Origin of the sequence: Tessaracoccus rhinocerotis (genome assembly GCF_007197885.1) — a bacterium.
Taxonomy (GTDB): Bacteria; Actinomycetota; Actinomycetes; order Propionibacteriales; family Propionibacteriaceae; genus Arachnia; species Arachnia rhinocerotis.
The window spans coordinates 1,058,552-1,072,460 of record NZ_VKKG01000001.1 but is presented as its reverse complement, the minus strand read 5'-3'; the positions used below and the strand labels follow the sequence as shown (position 1 = coordinate 1,072,460).

At 69.0% G+C, this 13,909-nt stretch carries 18 protein-coding genes; 9 read left to right on the top strand and 9 right to left on the bottom strand.

The window, feature by feature from the left end:
• The first annotated feature begins 42 nt into the window (after positions 1 to 42).
• Positions 43 to 900 (top strand): serine protein kinase RIO, encoded by an 858-nt coding sequence (locus FOJ82_RS05140; RefSeq protein WP_143937332.1) that lies wholly within the window; start codon positions 43 to 45, stop codon positions 898 to 900.
• A 60-nt stretch (positions 901 to 960) separates the two neighbouring features.
• On the opposite strand, the gene FOJ82_RS05135 is transcribed toward FOJ82_RS05140, so the two are convergent.
• Together FOJ82_RS05135 and FOJ82_RS05130 are read right to left on the bottom strand one after the other, a co-directional pair.
• Positions 961 to 1,584: a maleylpyruvate isomerase family mycothiol-dependent enzyme gene (locus FOJ82_RS05135; protein ID WP_143937331.1), complete on the bottom strand. Its 624-nt coding sequence runs from the start codon at positions 1,582 to 1,584 to the stop codon at positions 961 to 963.
• A gap of 41 nt (positions 1,585 to 1,625) precedes the next feature.
• Complete coding sequence (locus tag FOJ82_RS05130) at positions 1,626 to 2,261, bottom strand: maleylpyruvate isomerase family mycothiol-dependent enzyme (RefSeq protein WP_221933019.1); 636 nt, start codon at positions 2,259 to 2,261, stop codon at positions 1,626 to 1,628.
• Positions 2,262 to 2,335: 74 nt separating this feature from the next.
• On the opposite strand from FOJ82_RS05130, the gene FOJ82_RS05125 reads away from it, so the two are divergent.
• Together FOJ82_RS05125 and FOJ82_RS05120 are read left to right on the top strand one after the other, a co-directional pair.
• On the top strand, positions 2,336 to 3,016 hold the full coding sequence (locus FOJ82_RS05125; protein ID WP_143937329.1) for a winged helix-turn-helix transcriptional regulator: 681 nt from the start codon (positions 2,336 to 2,338) through the stop codon (positions 3,014 to 3,016).
• A 26-nt stretch (positions 3,017 to 3,042) separates the two neighbouring features.
• Positions 3,043 to 3,198 carry a DUF2461 family protein gene (locus FOJ82_RS05120; RefSeq protein WP_221933018.1) on the top strand — a complete coding sequence of 52 codons (156 nt, stop codon included), beginning with the start codon at positions 3,043 to 3,045 and terminating at the stop codon, positions 3,196 to 3,198.
• A 185-nt stretch (positions 3,199 to 3,383) separates the two neighbouring features.
• Here the strand turns inward: FOJ82_RS05120 and FOJ82_RS05115 are convergent, their stop codons facing one another.
• From FOJ82_RS05115 to FOJ82_RS05105, 3 genes are all read right to left on the bottom strand, one after another.
• The gene (locus tag FOJ82_RS05115; RefSeq protein ID WP_143937327.1) at positions 3,384 to 3,629 is read right to left on the bottom strand and encodes a hypothetical protein; all 246 of its coding nucleotides are present in this window, start codon (positions 3,627 to 3,629) and stop codon (positions 3,384 to 3,386) included.
• 57 nt (positions 3,630 to 3,686) lie between these two features.
• Positions 3,687 to 4,283 (bottom strand): SDR family NAD(P)-dependent oxidoreductase, encoded by a 597-nt coding sequence (locus FOJ82_RS05110; RefSeq protein WP_143937326.1) that lies wholly within the window; start codon positions 4,281 to 4,283, stop codon positions 3,687 to 3,689.
• A gap of 373 nt (positions 4,284 to 4,656) precedes the next feature.
• The gene (locus FOJ82_RS05105; protein WP_221933017.1) at positions 4,657 to 4,908 is read right to left on the bottom strand and encodes a hypothetical protein; all 252 of its coding nucleotides are present in this window, start codon (positions 4,906 to 4,908) and stop codon (positions 4,657 to 4,659) included.
• A 123-nt stretch (positions 4,909 to 5,031) separates the two neighbouring features.
• On the opposite strand from FOJ82_RS05105, the gene FOJ82_RS16850 reads away from it, so the two are divergent.
• Together FOJ82_RS16850 and FOJ82_RS05100 are read left to right on the top strand one after the other, a co-directional pair.
• Positions 5,032 to 5,163: a hypothetical protein gene (locus tag FOJ82_RS16850; RefSeq protein ID WP_281279924.1), complete on the top strand. Its 132-nt coding sequence runs from the start codon at positions 5,032 to 5,034 to the stop codon at positions 5,161 to 5,163.
• 437 nt (positions 5,164 to 5,600) lie between these two features.
• Positions 5,601 to 6,686, top strand: coding sequence for a hypothetical protein (locus tag FOJ82_RS05100; protein WP_143937324.1), 1,086 nt, complete (start codon positions 5,601 to 5,603; stop codon positions 6,684 to 6,686).
• Between the two features lie 39 nt (positions 6,687 to 6,725).
• Here FOJ82_RS05100 and FOJ82_RS05095 read toward each other — a convergent pair whose 3' ends face one another.
• Positions 6,726 to 7,343 carry a DUF1349 domain-containing protein gene (locus FOJ82_RS05095; RefSeq protein ID WP_143937323.1) on the bottom strand — a complete coding sequence of 206 codons (618 nt, stop codon included), beginning with the start codon at positions 7,341 to 7,343 and terminating at the stop codon, positions 6,726 to 6,728.
• Positions 7,344 to 7,506: 163 nt separating this feature from the next.
• On the opposite strand from FOJ82_RS05095, the gene FOJ82_RS05090 reads away from it, so the two are divergent.
• Positions 7,507 to 8,223, top strand: coding sequence for a DUF998 domain-containing protein (locus tag FOJ82_RS05090; protein WP_185975626.1), 717 nt, complete (start codon positions 7,507 to 7,509; stop codon positions 8,221 to 8,223).
• Between the two features lies 1 nt (position 8,224).
• Here the strand turns inward: FOJ82_RS05090 and FOJ82_RS05085 are convergent, their stop codons facing one another.
• Together FOJ82_RS05085 and FOJ82_RS05080 are read right to left on the bottom strand one after the other, a co-directional pair.
• Positions 8,225 to 9,637 (bottom strand): ArnT family glycosyltransferase, encoded by a 1,413-nt coding sequence (locus FOJ82_RS05085; RefSeq protein WP_143937321.1) that lies wholly within the window; start codon positions 9,635 to 9,637, stop codon positions 8,225 to 8,227.
• A 5-nt stretch (positions 9,638 to 9,642) separates the two neighbouring features.
• Entirely contained in the window at positions 9,643 to 10,866 is a 1,224-nt protein-coding gene (locus FOJ82_RS05080) for a glycosyltransferase (protein WP_143937320.1), read from the bottom strand.
• Between the two features lie 356 nt (positions 10,867 to 11,222).
• Here FOJ82_RS05080 and FOJ82_RS05075 point away from each other — a divergent pair, with 356 nt between their 5' ends.
• Together FOJ82_RS05075 and FOJ82_RS05070 are read left to right on the top strand one after the other, a co-directional pair.
• Positions 11,223 to 11,729: a DUF4185 domain-containing protein gene (locus tag FOJ82_RS05075; RefSeq protein WP_143937319.1), complete on the top strand. Its 507-nt coding sequence runs from the start codon at positions 11,223 to 11,225 to the stop codon at positions 11,727 to 11,729.
• Positions 11,730 to 11,738: 9 nt separating this feature from the next.
• Complete coding sequence (locus FOJ82_RS05070) at positions 11,739 to 12,395, top strand: DUF2461 domain-containing protein (protein WP_143937318.1); 657 nt, start codon at positions 11,739 to 11,741, stop codon at positions 12,393 to 12,395.
• Between the two features lie 63 nt (positions 12,396 to 12,458).
• On the opposite strand, the gene FOJ82_RS05065 is transcribed toward FOJ82_RS05070, so the two are convergent.
• Positions 12,459 to 13,373, bottom strand: a complete 915-nt coding sequence (locus tag FOJ82_RS05065; protein WP_185975625.1) for a serine/threonine-protein kinase — start codon at positions 13,371 to 13,373, stop codon at positions 12,459 to 12,461.
• A gap of 192 nt (positions 13,374 to 13,565) precedes the next feature.
• On the opposite strand from FOJ82_RS05065, the gene FOJ82_RS05060 reads away from it, so the two are divergent.
• Positions 13,566 to 13,883, top strand: a complete 318-nt coding sequence (locus FOJ82_RS05060) for a hypothetical protein (RefSeq protein WP_143937316.1) — start codon at positions 13,566 to 13,568, stop codon at positions 13,881 to 13,883.
• Positions 13,884 to 13,909: the final 26 nt, after the last annotated feature.

Sequence of the window (13,909 nt, the reverse complement as noted above, 5' to 3'; positions counted from 1 at the left end):
CTGACACTCGTCGTCGGGTGCCTCCTCCTCAGGAGAACACCCTTGCCGAACCTTCTTTCGTCGTTCAGTTGGAGCGACGTCCCATTCACCGCATACGTTGACGACCTTGACGACGACCAGCGCTGGTCCACCTGGGACTCGGTCGAGCGGCTCTGCCGCGGACCGGAACCCTGGCCGGACTGGGTGGTGACCGCCGCGGCGGCCATCGACACCGACCTCGGCGTCCTCAAGTCCGGAAAGGAGGCCGACGTCTCCCTGCTGGAGCGCGCGGTGCCCGACGACCCGACGCGATCCTGCGTCATGGCCGCCAAGCGCTACCGCTCCACCGAGCGTCGCCTCTTCCACCGCGACACCGCCTACACGGAGGGCCGACGCGTCCGCAACAGCCGCGACGTCCGTGCGATGGCGCGCAGGTCAACCCATGGCCGCGCCGTCGAGTCTGGTCTGTGGGCGCGGGCGGAGTGGAACGCGCTCAAGACCCTCTACACGGCCGGGGTCCCCGTGCCGTACCCCGTGCAGATCGACGGGACTGAGATCCTCATGGAGTTCATCTCCGACGACGGTGTGGCCGCGGCCCCGCGGCTCCACCAGACCCGGCCCTCCGCACCGCAGCTGGCGGCCTTGTTCGCCCAGTTGCTCGCGGCGATGCAGACGATGGCCCGTCTGGGCCTCGTCCACGGTGACCTCAGTCCGTACAACACGCTGGTCGCAGGACTCCAAGGGGATGAGCCCCGGCTCGTGATCATCGACGTGCCGCAATTGATGGACCTGGCGTCCAACCCGAACGCCTTCGACCTGCTGCACCGGGACTGCCTCAACATGGCTGCCTGGTTCAGCGCCGCGGGCCTCGACGTCGACGGCGACGACCTCCTCGAGGAGGTGCTGGCACACGCCTGGTGACGGCCGGGATGAGAAGAGCCGCTCGCGCCGAGGGGACCGCACGGCTGGCCATCAAGAGCGCTAGGCGGAGGCGGCCCGGTGTCGTTCGCGCAGGATCGCGACGCCGGGCCCGTCCAACTCGTCGAAGTAGGTCGCACGGCCGGCGAGGCTCATCACAAGCGCCAGGGTCGAGCCCGTCACCGCCTCGCCGGCGCCCGCGCGGAACGATCCGTCGTCGGCCCGCAGGTCCAGCCCGGAGGCCAACCGGCGGCTGTTGACGGTGAAGTCCCGCCGGGCGAAGAACTCCGCCACGGGGGTCAGCGCCTCGATCGCCGGGACGCGCTCCAGTCCGAGCGGCCGTCGGATGTCCTGGGCGTGCACCACCACCTCGCCGAGGTAGGCCGCCGCATGGTTCGACGGCAACGTCCTGCTGTGGATCACGGCCCGGAACCGTTCGAGGGTCTCGGCGGGGCTCGCGCCGAGCTGCTCCTCGAGCCTGCGCTGGTTGTGCACGTCCGGGCGGAAGCGGGCCCCGATGATGCTGCGCAGCCACTGCCAATGGTTCAGGCTCGCGCCCGCCACCAGGTGGGCAACCACCTGCTCCACATCCCAGAGGCCGCACAGCGTCGCGTGCCGCCACTGCTCCTCGGTGAGGTGCTCGAGGTCCTCCGCCACCGCCGCCCGCTCGGCATGGATGAGGGCCATCAGATCCTCCGCGCGCTTGACGGCGCCCGCCCCGCTGCCGCTCACAGCTGCTCGCTCACGAGGGTGCCCGCGAACCGCGCCGCGCCGTCGCCGCTGAACCGGCCCGGATCGACGGGCCTGCCCGAGACCGCCAGCAGCAGGTCGATGGCCTCTCCCTCGACGACCGCGCCGTCACCCCAGGCGTTGCCGCTGCGCCGGTCCACGAGGCGCAGCCCGGCCGCGCGCTCCCTGCCTCCACCGAAGGAGACGGTGGTGCGCAGCTGGTAGGCCAGCGCGTCCCGGACGGCTGCATCCGGGTATTGGCCGGCCAACCCAAGGGGGCGCCGGATGTCCTCGCCGTGCACGATCGCCTCCACCAGCCGCGTCGCCAGATTGGCGGGCGGGGTGAGCGTCAGCTCGGCCGCGTCCCTGAGCGCGCCGAGCGTCTCGCGCGGATCCGGCCGCTTCTCGCGGGCGATCCCGTTCTCGTTGGCCCTGTCGAAGTCCATCCGGGCCTCCACCAGCGCCCGGACGAACCCGAGCCGCCCGGTCCTGGCGGTGTCCATCAGGTGCGCGACGACGTCGTGCACGTCCCAGCCCGGACACAGCGAGGGCGTCGCCCACTGGGCGTCGGTCAACTCGGCCAGGTCGGCGACGAGCCGCCGCCGCTCCTCGTGCACCACTGGCCACACTGTCATGGACTTCCGCATCCGGCACCTCCGAGTCGCTACTAATACAGTAGTAGACACTACTGGAATGATAGGCTGTGTCAATGGCTGGGCGACGAACTTACGGCTCCTACAACGACGGCTGCGCGGCGGCCCACGCGCTGGACATCGTGGGGGAGCGCTGGACGATGATCGTCGTGCGCGAGCTGCTCCTGGGAGCCAAGCGCTTCTCCGACATCCAGCGCGACGTCCTGGGCATCGGCCCCGCGGTCCTCACCCAGCGGCTCCAGGAGCTCGAGGCGCACGGCGTCCTGCAACGCCGCCGACTCACCGGTCCCGGTCGGCCCGAAGTCTACGAGCTGACCGACTGGGGGCGCCGGCTCGAAGCCGTCAACACCGCGCTGTCCATGTGGGCCGTGGCCTCACCCGGGCTGCCGGTGGAGGCCGACATGAGCCCCGACACCGTGGTGCTGGCAATGCGCGCCCACGCCCGGCCCGTCCCGGGCTACCGGCGCGCGCGACGGGTTTCGCTCACCCTCACCGACTCCCGCCGCGACGAGGCCGAGCCCGTCGGCTACCTGGCGGTGATGTCCGAGGCCGGCAGCAGCGTCGAGAGGGTCGCGGAAGCGGGCGTCACCGATGCCACGGTTTGGGCCACCACCCGGGACTGGAAAGCGTGCATCATCGGGGGAGTGCCGCTGGGGAAGGTGGCCGGCATCCGTATCGAGGGCGTCCGGGAGGCCGTGGCCCGGCTGGTCGGGGCGTTCGCGCTTGACCCGGCCTAACGTGGACGCACGAGTGCATCGACGGGGTGCCCCTTGCAGCTATCGACTTCTACGAGGACCTCGAGCGCGACAACTCCCGCGAGTGGTGGCAGGCCCAGTGGGCGCGCTACACCGACGACGTCCGCGCCCCGGTCACAATCTTTTCAATTGAGCTGGAGGCTTTAGCCATGCACGCAGAATAGTGACCGTCTCCCAACCGGGAGTCGATCGGGGCCGAAACGTCTCCGGGGGGTGAAGACCGAACATCTCCTCAGCCGCGCCGTGCCTGTGAGGGAACGGCAACTCGTCGACGCGATGCGGTGCGGTGCGGCCACGGGGTGCTGGGTGCCGCAGGCCGCACGTCCTTCGGGGGTGTCGCAGTGACCGCTCAGGCGGGAAGTCCCACCAGCGCCGCGCTGTCGGCCCACAGGCCCTCGACGGCGCGACCGTTGCGGGCGAGCTCTGAAGGCTCCGGCCAAGACAGCTTCCCCCGCCGCAGCGCGACGTAGCTGCGTCCGGCGGGCGCAGCGACCTGTCCCAGCGCGAGGCTGGCCAGCGCCACCCCGGCTCTGTGCTGGGTGTTGAGCGTCGGCACGACTGGGCGCAGGAGCGCTGACAGCGGGGTGCCCATCACCTTCCAGACGATGCGGCGCGGCAGGGGAAGGTCCGCGGCGAGGCCGGTGCCGAAGACCTAGCCCGGGCAGAAGGCGAGGACCGTGACCTGGCGGTCGACCACGGCCGGGTGGCCGGCGAGCGCACGGACAGTCATGACCGTGCCGAGCTTGGAGGCGGTGTAGGCCTCCTGCCCGCCCCGAGCCGTCGCGGTCTGGGCGCCGGGATCCAGGTCCGGGTCGGCGAGCAGTCGGGCCTGGGCGTGGCGCGGCGGGGCCAGCCCTGCGTTGCGCGCCGGGTCGTGGGTGCCGCTGGTGGTCAGCACGATGCTGCCGCCCTCGGCCATCTGTTCCAGCAACAGCCGTAGCAGCAGATAGTGCGCCAGATGGTTGACGGCGAATGCCATCTCGAACCCGTCGGCGCTGCGGGCGGTGGCGTCCGGCCGCACGATGCCCGCGTTGAGCACGAGCGCTCCGATCGGCTGCGGCCCGAGGCGGTTCAGGACCTGATCTGCGAACCGGCGGACCGAGGCCAGAGAGGTCAGGTCCAGGGCCAGGTGCTCATCGTCGGTGGGGGTGCGCGTCCCGAGGATGATCGGTCCGTCCGCGCTGCGCAGCCGACTGACGGTGTGCACCCCGAATCCTGACGTGCCTCCGGTCATCACCACTGCGCTCATCGTGAGCTCCCCACTCGCTGGCGGACGTGCATCCCGAGACTACAGCCGTGCCGATACGTGCCGGCGGTCTAGCGATTCGGGAGAAAAGTGATGGCAGGTGGGTTCGGAGACCGTTTGACCTTGCCTCCCTGTGTTACATGCAACCTTTGCCCATGAGTGTCAGGGACAGGGTCCAGCACGGCGAACCCGAATGGTTGCCGACGCCCGCGGCCGCTGAGCACATCGCGAACGACTGTCGCGCCTAAAGCACTGGGAGTTCCGCGAGGTGTGGGAGCACCCTTCCACAGTTCGGGCGCTGTTCCGCCCCTACCGCGACCTTCGCGAGGCCCCGGAAGCTGCGCTTCCCCTCAACGGGCTGGGACTGACATGCTGTCTAGGGATGAACCTTACGGCGTCGCTCAAGGTCCACCTGCCGAATCAAGCGCACCAGACCCAGCAGTGCTTGATGCACGGCGACACCGACCGCCGCATTCGCCACGGCGAGCAACCCGCCCAGCAGCAATGTCGACAGCCACGAACCGGGCTCAGGCACGCCGGTCACGATCAGCAACATCGGCCAGACGATGGCTGCGCTCACCAACGCGGCACGCCACCAGCGGCCCATAACGAGGCCGAAGAGGATCATCGTTGGAATCATCGCCTGCTCCGATCTGAGAGACAGTCCTCACTGTACTTCGGGCTCAGGGCCGGTGGCTAGTGTGGTCGTCATGCTCCCGTGCGACGTTGCACGGGCGGGACAGGAGCTGGGATGAAGGTCGTGGCGTTGTTCAAGCTGAAGGCGTCCGAGTGGGACCTGGCCGAGATGGTGGAGGTCACCAGCGTCGAAGAGTTCGAGCGCGACAACGCCGAACTGCCGGGTAGGGAGATTGCCGACGCCTGAACGAGTGGGTGGACAGCAGTTCCGTGGTTTACCTCAGCGATCTCGCGAAGACTGGACACGCTGGGGCGCAGAGGACGAGCTAGTCCGTCCGGTACGTTTGAATCGAGAATGCTCCACGACGTAGTGGGTGGGCGTGGCAGGAGGGGACGATGGGCGGTCAGGTCGAGCTGGTGAGCGACGGCAACGGTGTCGCCATCCTTGGGACTGCATCCGACGTCGAGAGGTTCTTCCTCTCTACAGGTCTCGATCGGGCTGCCGCAGAGCAGCTCGATATCCAGCGGCTACGGGCGGTGTCGGCAAGTGCCGGTAGCGCGGCGCAAGTCGGTGCGGATGTGGCAGCGAACTCGGGGCGTTGGGTCAAGCTGACAGCGGAGTCCGCCGAGGCCGTCAAGGAGTTCGGGCTGATGCCTACGAGGACTCCGGGCGTCAGTCACGCAATGATCGGCGAAGCCGGTGACATCAAACAGTGGCTCCAGATTGCCCAGGCACCATCCACGCTGCTGGGTGGACCGCTCGCACTGACCGCGTTGGCGACGATGATGCAGCAGCGGGCGATGCAGCAGCAGATGGACGAGATCGTCGAGTACCTCAAGGAGATCGGCGAGAAGGTCGACGACGTCCTGCGGGGACAGAAGGATGCCGTGCTCGCCGACATGATCGGCGTCGACCTGGTCATCGAGGAGGCGTTGGCCGTCCGGGAACGGGTGGGCCGCGTCTCCGAAGTCATCTGGTCGAAGGTCCAGATGGGCTCGGCCCTCGCGCGCACCCAGGCCTACGCACTTCGCCAACTCGACGCCATCGCCGAGAAGCTTGAGAAGAAGGCAGACGTCGGCGAGATCGCCAGGGCGACCAGACGGGCGGAGCCGCAGGTGCGGGAGTGGCTCGCCGTTCTTGCACGCACCTTCCAGCTCCAGGATGGCATCTGGGTCCTCGAGCTGGACCGCGTGCTCGACGCATCGCCCGAGGAACTCGACAACCATCGCCTGGGGCTGATCGCCGCGCGGGAGCACCGGGTGCACCTCATTGGCCGGAGTACCGAGCGGATGCTGGAGCAGATGGCGGCCACCGTCGACAAGGCGAACTCCAAGGTGCTGTTCAACCCGTTCGACTCGCCCTCCGCGGTGAAGTCCAGCAATCAGGTCACCGCCGGCGTCCTGGAATTCCGCGACCGGCTCGGGATCGGCTCGGGGAATGGGACGGGCGAAGGGAGGCGTTGGCGGCAGGCGGCAGCCGAGCTCCGTGACAGGGTCGTCGGTTCTGCCGTCGATGGCGTCAGCGCCGCAGGACGCTTCGGGTCTGACACCCTCGACCGGGCAACGCGTCCGTTTCGCGCCGTGGACATCGACGGCGACGGTGTCCCCGACAAGTCCCGGGCTGCCGCCGCGGCAACGCGGGCGGGAGATGCAATCAAGGGTGCCGCAACCGGAGCCGTCGGCCGCGCCGGGAGGCTGTTCAGGCGCAAGCCAACCCAGGACACTGCTGTGGACGGACCCGACCCGGACACGACTGCCGGGAACTCCTGACCCCCTCGGCAATCCCGACTGACGCCGTGTGCCCGGGCTTCAGGAACCGTCGCGCAGGTTCGCCAGTGTCTCGCGGTTGAAGCTGACGTTGTCGAAGGCGACGTCACAGCCCTCGCCGGTGGGCGACTGGGCGCTGAAACCGATCTGGGCGTCCTCGGAGGCGTCCAGGCCGAACTCGCGAACGAACTCCCAGCGCTGCCCGTCGCGGGAGGCGTGGAAGGCGAAAGCCTTGCCCACGCGTGCGATCCGCAGCCACACGTCGGTTCCATCGACGGTGAACGCGTTGGCGTCGTCGCTGCCCTCACGGTTCACCACCGAGACCACCATTCGCTCGGCGTCGGGGGAGTACTCGTAGCAGAGCTTCGCCCAGTGGTCGTCATCGAGCCACAGCAGGAGGACGCCGGCGTCGAACTGGGAGGTGAGGTCGGCCTCCACGCGGGCGCTGAACTGGAAGTCGCCCTCGGGTGCCGGTCCGAGCGCGCGGTGGGCGTTCATCATGGTGACCGCGTTCACGGATCCGACGGTGCCTGGATCCACGAACAGGTCACTCCTCGGTGCTGCCGTGGCGGACAACCTGTCCGATTCAAGGTTCCACTCCGAACCCTGTGACGGCGTCAGCGGGAAGGGGAGTGAAGGGTGCTGGAAGGGCTTTGACATGGGCAGTCTCCGTTGGCGCGGTTGGGCGATCAATGAGTGGTGCGGCCAGCGTATCGGGTGGCCTAGGGGAGGGGAGCGACCACAGGCTTGTGCAGCCCGAGCGGCATCGGCCCGATGGCGAGCGCCGAGCCGCCTCAGTGCCGGGAGGGTAGATGCCCCGCCTATGATCGTCGGCATGCGGGCGCTGAGGGGCAGGACAAGATCTCAGGCCCCCCGAGCCATGCCGTCGGACGGGGGGAGCATCGCCGACGTTGTCGACCGGCGTGGTCGGCTCGGCGCCTTCGGGGTCATTGCGGCGGTCCTCGCTTTCGCGGTGACGGCCGCGGTCTCTCTCAGCGTCACGGGCACGACCTACGCGTGGCAGGTCAACATGATCAGCGACCTGGGCGACAGTTCATGCCGCACCCGCGGCGGCCGGTGGATCTGTTCGCCGGGGTTCGCCCTGTTCAACACCGGGCTGATCATCACGGGCTTGCTTCTCACTGCGGCGGGGGTCGGCGTACGCCGCCTCTGGGGGCGCCTCCTGGCCGGGAGCCTGGCCGTGATGGGGGTCGGGCTGGTCGTGGCCGGGGTGTTCCCCGCCGGTGACGCCGGAGCCCTCCACCTGGCAGGAGTCGTGCTGGCACTCGTCGTGCCGGGGCTGGGGCTCCTGATCTCGGGGATCAGACCGGAGACGGCCTGGCTGCATCCCCATCGTGTGCTGCGCGGGTTGCTCGGCGGAACGGCTCTCGTCTTCTGCGCCGAGAATCGCCTCACTCACAACCTGTTGCCGCAGGGCGCGGGCGAACTGATCATCGTCGGGTGCCTCCTCCTCGCGCTCCTTTTCGAAGCTGCGCGAATCCTCGCCTTCCGGCCGGGTGCGGGCGGCAGGGTCGGGTGAATCAGCCACTCAGCCGCCGGAACTGGGGCCACAGGGCCTGCCAGTCGACGAGGGGCCCGGAGCAGTGCAGCATGGGCACGTCTACCAACTGAGGGTGGACGACGGGTCGGGTCTGCAACTCCCCCGCGGGCTCGCACGACGCAAAGGAGTCCTGCTGGGCCACGGCGTGCTCGCCGACGAGCAGTACCTGCTTCGATTGTGGCGGGCCGAGGTCCCACAGGCCGTTGTGCCCGGAATACACAGCTGCCCGCTCCGACGCGGAGCCGTAGCGGTGCACCGCACCGGCCAAGGCGTAGGTGTCGATGATGACGTCCTCGCCGTCCTGCCGGATCTCACCGATCTGCTGGGCGTAGTCGGGCCACCCGACCTGCTCACGGATCATCGGGTTGACCCTCGACAGCGTTGACAGCCAGGGTTCCGAGGCCGGGAGCACCGGCAGGGACAGCAAGCACGCCACCGCGGCGTTCGCTGCTACCACTGCGCGTCTCTTCGTGGGACTCCAATCCTCGTTCAGGCGGGGGCTCGTCCATCCCATCGCCAGAGCCGGCAGCACCGCACCCATGGGATAGTGCGGCTGCGACGGAAAGGCCAGCGTCCAGACAATTAGGAGCAGAAGGGCCGGCAGCAGGAAGCGTCCAGCCCGCCCTGGTAGGCGCCAGGGGTCGACCAGCCCGGCCACCCAGACGCGCAGGAGGGGAGGACCCGCGAAGAGGGCGATCGTCGGTAGGAGGACGAGCCGCACGAGGGTGCCCTGCTCCGCGACCAGGCCCGCCGAGACCTGCCCCATCGGCAGTCCGTGGGCCAGTTGCGCGACGAGTTGCGGCGCAGCGAGCACCCCGAACAGGCACGCGCCCGCCACGGCGTTCCGGGTGCGCAACAACCAACGGTCAGTGAGGAGGAGCGAGGCGAAGATCGCTGCCAGAAGAACGACGATGAGCAGCTTGTTCCAGCACGCCACACCGGCCACGGCACCCGCCCAGACGAGACTGCGGGGATGCCCCGCCGTCGCCCGCAGGACCAGGAGAATGACGACCTGCCAGGCGAGGAGATCGATCGCCGCTGTCGTGAAGACGTGCCCCATGAGCAGGGGATAGACGGTGAACGCGTGCGCCCATGCCGCCAGTTTCTGGGTGCCTGGGCCTGCGCCGAGGACCCGCGGGTACATCCCCGCCACGACCGCGCCCGCAGCGGCGGCGGCGACGGCGGGGAGCCGCTGCACCCAGATCCCGTCGCTGATCCGGGCAGCGATCCACGACAGCCACACGGTCATCGGCGGTTGGTCCACGTACCACCACTGCAAGGGCAGCATGCCGAAGTAGAGCTCGTCCCAGTGCGGGCCGTAGCGGGGTCCGACGGCGAGCAGAACGAGCGTGACGGCGACCATGGGAGCAGCTGCGACCCGCAACGGGCTCACGGACGTCACCTGCCCCTGCCGTCGGTCAGCCACTCCTCCACCTGGTCAACGGCGCGACCGCAGCCATCCTCGCCTCGGACCCGGTCGGCGAGATCGGTCGCGCGCCGTGCCATGGCGGGGGCGAGGGCGTCGTCGATGCGCCGGGCGAGGACCCGCGCCGATGCGAACGCTCGAGGGAGCGGCCGGGCTGCGACCCCGAGCGCTTGCAGGCGCCTGCCCCAGTAGAACTGGTCCGCGAAGTGCGGCACCACGACCGAGGGGACACCGGCCCGCACCACGGCGCCAGTCGTGCCCGCACCTCCGTGGTGGACCACGGCCCGCACGCGGCGGAACAGTTCGTCGTGAGGCTCCTCGCCCACGCACAGCAGGCGTGGATGAGGGCTGCCGCGCACGTCACCCGCCTGAACGACGGCGCGGACGCCAGCCCGCTCGCACGCCGACCCCAGCAGGTCCAGGAACGCGGTCGGGTCCCCCTGATCCATCGAGCCGAAACCGGCATAGATCCAGTCGCCGCCCCCGTCCAGCGCACCCGCCACGGCCTCCGACAGCCTCGACGTGGCGCCCGAACCCGTCCACCATCCCGTCACGGGGCCGTCCTGGGGAAGACTCGGGACGACGTGAGGGCTGAACGCGTACAGCGAGCCGGAGGTTGCCGTTCGCAGCCCCACCGGGTGGCGGGAGACAAGGTGGAGCCGACCGCGCCGCCACCGTCCGTCCACTCCTCCGAGGTAGCGCTCGGCATGGTGGAGTGCCTGCCGCGCGAGGCGCCGCACCGGTCCTGGGACGAGCCATGCGTACGGCAGCAGGGGCATCGGCCCGCTCCGACCGGGATACTCCGGCCACATGTGGGCCCGCACCACGGGAACGGACTGCTGAAGGGCCTCGTCGACCGAGGCGATCGCGAACGTCGAGGCGACGAGCACGTCGGCGTCGGACAGCGCCTCACGGGTCGGCTCTTGTGCCGAGTGGACGAACTCCGCGAAGAGATCCCGCGTCCGATTCAGTTCCATCGGGTTGCAGCGGCGAACTGCCCGAGCGGCGGGGCCCGCAATGAGCGCATTCGGGTCGCTCGCCACCGTAATCACGCGCAGCGAGGGGTGGGCGAGGCCGCTGAGGGCTTGGTGCGTGACGAGCGTCACGTCGTGCCCCCTGGAGGCGAATCGCGCGGCCAGATTGGCGAAGGGCATCGCGTCACCGCGACTGCCGATCGCCGCCACGACTACTTTCACGCGCCCTCACCCTCGACGAAGTGTGCGCGCGGAGTCCCGGGTGCTCGGCGACCAGATCTGTGCATGGTTGGCTCTCCTTCGCCTCGACCCTAGTGGTCATCCTGGGGGCGTCGTCGTGACCCTCCAGTCGTGGCGTGGCGCGATCAGAGTTCGACCACGCCGTGTTCAAAGGGAAGGCGGACGACAGGAGAGGGACTGACTGCCTCGACTGTGGGAAGCCCCGAAAACGTTGGCGTTGAGGACGGGTTCGCGCCCGGCTCCTTAGCCAGTGCACTCGGGGCGCCAGACCTAGAGGGAGGAAGTAGTTGTCTGAATCGAAACGCGGCCGCAGTCAACGCCGACTGTTACGTTGAGGCATGGCTCTCCCAGACAGTCCATTGGTGGCCCGGGTCCGTGACCTGGGCGTGCAGTTCCTGGACAACGACGTCGACATCTCCGGGCAGGACGCGGTCACCTCCGTCGAGCTCCCCGGGGACGAGACCTTCTGGATCTTCGGAGACACTCTCGAGGGCCCGTTCGAGACCGTCCGGTACATGTCGCTCACTGAGGTCCTGTCCAACACGGGCGCCATCGTGCCGAGGCAGGACATCTCAGACGGCTTCAAGGAGTTCACTTACCTCACAGATCCCGGCGGGGACAGGGCGCGGCAACTAATCAGGTTCGAGCCACCGGAGCACAAGTCGACGCAGCGGCTGTGGGCAATCCACGGCACCCACCAGGGCGGCCACCTCTACCTCTACTACCACCGCATCACGATGGACCAGAAGCTCGACGTCTTCGAGACCTTCCAGCTCGACGGCATGGGTATCGCGAGGGCCGACGGCGACTACTTCTTCGAGCCGGCACACCGGGACACGGCCTAACGTGGACCCATGAGTGCATTCGACGGGGTCCCCCTCGCGGCCATCGACTTCTACGAGGACCTCGAACGCGACAACTCCCGCGAGTGGTGGCAGGCCCAGCGGGCCCGCTACACCGACGACGTACGCGCCCCGATGGAGGCCCTTGCCGCGGTGCTGGAGGAGGAGTTCGGATCCGCGAAGGTGTTCCGGCCCAACCGCGACGTCCGCTTCTCCGCCGACAAGTCGCCCTACAAGACCCACCAGGGGTTCGTCGTCCCGCTGGCGGAGGGGATCGGCTGGTACGTGCAGGTCAGCGCCGAAGGGCTGATGACCGCTGGCGGCTGGTGGCGGGGCACCCCGGAGATGATCGCCGCCTACCGGGCCGCGCTGCTGGAGGAGGAGGACCACGACGCCGGCGAGGAGCTCGAACGCATCCTGCAGGACCTCCGGGAGGCGGGCTACGCCATCGGCGGCGACCGTCTGAGGACCAAGCCCCGCGGCGTCGCGGCGGAGCACCCCTTCCTCGACCTGCTGCGGCACCGCAGCCTGACCGCCGAGCGCCAGCACGGTGAGCCGGAATGGCTGCCCACTCCCGGTGCCGCGGAGCGCGTGGCTGCGGACTGGCGTGCCTACCGACCGCTGATGCAATGGCTCGCTGCAAACGTGTCCGGGACCGATCGCCCTTGAACACAATGCGGAGGGAGCGAACAGTGTCCGAGCGCGAAGACCCGTGAGGTGGTCGGTGAAGGATCAGCCGTCGACAGCGGCGCGACGCGGGACCGACGGGTCCTGGGCGTCCTTCGGCGTGGCGTGGAACTCCCCGGTCGATGCCTCCAGGAGCTCTGCGGCCAGTGCCGAGGTGGGGCGATCCTCAGGTTCCTTCGCCAGCGCGGCCGAGACCAGTGATTCGAGCACGGGCGGCATGCCCGGCGGCAGTGTGGGCGGCTCGTCCTGGACGTGCGCCAGAGCGGTCGCAATCGGGCTGCCCTTGTCGAAGACCTTGGTGCCCGTGAGCATCTCGTGGGCCAGCAGCCCCCAGCCGTACATGTCGGTGGCGGGTCCGACGGGCTGGCCGAGGGCCTGCTCGGGGCTGAGGTAGTACGCGGTCCCGAGGAGCTGGCCGGGGACGGTGTGGGAGCCGCCGTCGATGGAGCGGGCGATGCCGAAGTCGGTCAGCTTGGCGCCAGCCTCGGACACCAGCACGTTCGCCGGCTTCAGGTCGCGGTGGATGATCCCCGCTGCGTGGGCCTGCGCGAGCGCCGAGGCGAGCTGGAGGAGCATCATGCGGGCGTCCTCCAAGGGGAGGGGGCCGCTCGCCATGAGCTCGGAAAGCGTCGGGCCGTCCACGAACTCCATCACCAGGCACGACAGGCCCTCGTGGTCGATGTAGTCGTGGACCGTCACGATGTTCGGGTGCGCGAGCTGGGCGGCGAAGCGCGCCTCGTCGCGGAAACGCTCCGCGAGCGCGATCTCGTCACGGGTGTGCGGGTGCATTATCTTCATTGCGACGCGTCGCTCGAGAATGCTGTCGGCGACCTCCCACACCTGACCCATGCCGCCGGAGGCAACGTGGCCAACCAGGCGGTAACGATCGGCGAGGACAAGTCCGGGCCTCAGTCGTTCCATCCAACCCTCCCAGCGGCAGGACGTGATCTCGGTGATCATGGCCCAGAAGAAACTCAGAGTGATGCTAGCATGCCCAATCTCGGTCCCGAGCATCGGGCGGACGGCGGATGTCCGACCACGGGGGATGAACGCCGGGTCAGTCACCCTTGGCAAGCCCGGCGCGTCCCGGTTGACTAGGGTGGCTGCAAGGCAAGGGTGCCAGTCGGCACGTGCGTTCAGGCAGGAGCTGGGATGAAGGTCGTGGCGTTGTTCAAGCTGAGGAGTGGGCGGAGCGTGGCGGAGTACCGCGAACTGTCCCTCGACGTGATCCGCAGGGGGATGTTCGCGATGCCGTCGGTGATCGGGTTCGAGGACTTCGCGGTCACCGGGCTGATGGGCGGCGGGACCTCCGAGTGGGACCTGGCCGAGATCGTCGAGATCACCAGCCCCGAGGAGTTCGAGCGTGACAACACCGAACTTCCCGGCAAGGAGATCGCCGACACCTGGAACGATTGGGTGGCCAGCAGTTCAGTGGTCTACCTGACCGATCTGGCCCACCACCGGGCGTAGTTGGCGGCTGCAGGCTTGATACCCCC

Coding starts and splice junctions, on each gene's coding strand:
- FOJ82_RS05065 (WP_185975625.1), bottom strand. CDS start 13,373: ATGATCACCGAGATCACGTCCTGCCGCTGGGAGGGTTGGATGGAACGA.
- FOJ82_RS05070 (WP_143937318.1), top strand. CDS start 11,739: ATGAGTGCATTCGACGGGGTCCCCCTCGCGGCCATCGACTTCTACGAG.
- FOJ82_RS05100 (WP_143937324.1), top strand. CDS start 5,601: ATGATCGGCGAAGCCGGTGACATCAAACAGTGGCTCCAGATTGCCCAG.
- FOJ82_RS05125 (WP_143937329.1), top strand. CDS start 2,336: ATGGCTGGGCGACGAACTTACGGCTCCTACAACGACGGCTGCGCGGCG.
- FOJ82_RS16850 (WP_281279924.1), top strand. CDS start 5,032: ATGAAGGTCGTGGCGTTGTTCAAGCTGAAGGCGTCCGAGTGGGACCTG.
- FOJ82_RS05075 (WP_143937319.1), top strand. CDS start 11,223: ATGGCTCTCCCAGACAGTCCATTGGTGGCCCGGGTCCGTGACCTGGGC.
- FOJ82_RS05110 (WP_143937326.1), bottom strand. CDS start 4,283: ATGAGCGCAGTGGTGATGACCGGAGGCACGTCAGGATTCGGGGTGCAC.
- FOJ82_RS05095 (WP_143937323.1), bottom strand. CDS start 7,343: ATGTCAAAGCCCTTCCAGCACCCTTCACTCCCCTTCCCGCTGACGCCG.
- FOJ82_RS05130 (WP_221933019.1), bottom strand. CDS start 2,261: ATGACAGTGTGGCCAGTGGTGCACGAGGAGCGGCGGCGGCTCGTCGCC.
- FOJ82_RS05090 (WP_185975626.1), top strand. CDS start 7,507: ATGATCGTCGGCATGCGGGCGCTGAGGGGCAGGACAAGATCTCAGGCC.
- FOJ82_RS05105 (WP_221933017.1), bottom strand. CDS start 4,908: ATGATCCTCTTCGGCCTCGTTATGGGCCGCTGGTGGCGTGCCGCGTTG.
- FOJ82_RS05060 (WP_143937316.1), top strand. CDS start 13,566: ATGAAGGTCGTGGCGTTGTTCAAGCTGAGGAGTGGGCGGAGCGTGGCG.
- FOJ82_RS05135 (WP_143937331.1), bottom strand. CDS start 1,584: ATGGCCCTCATCCATGCCGAGCGGGCGGCGGTGGCGGAGGACCTCGAG.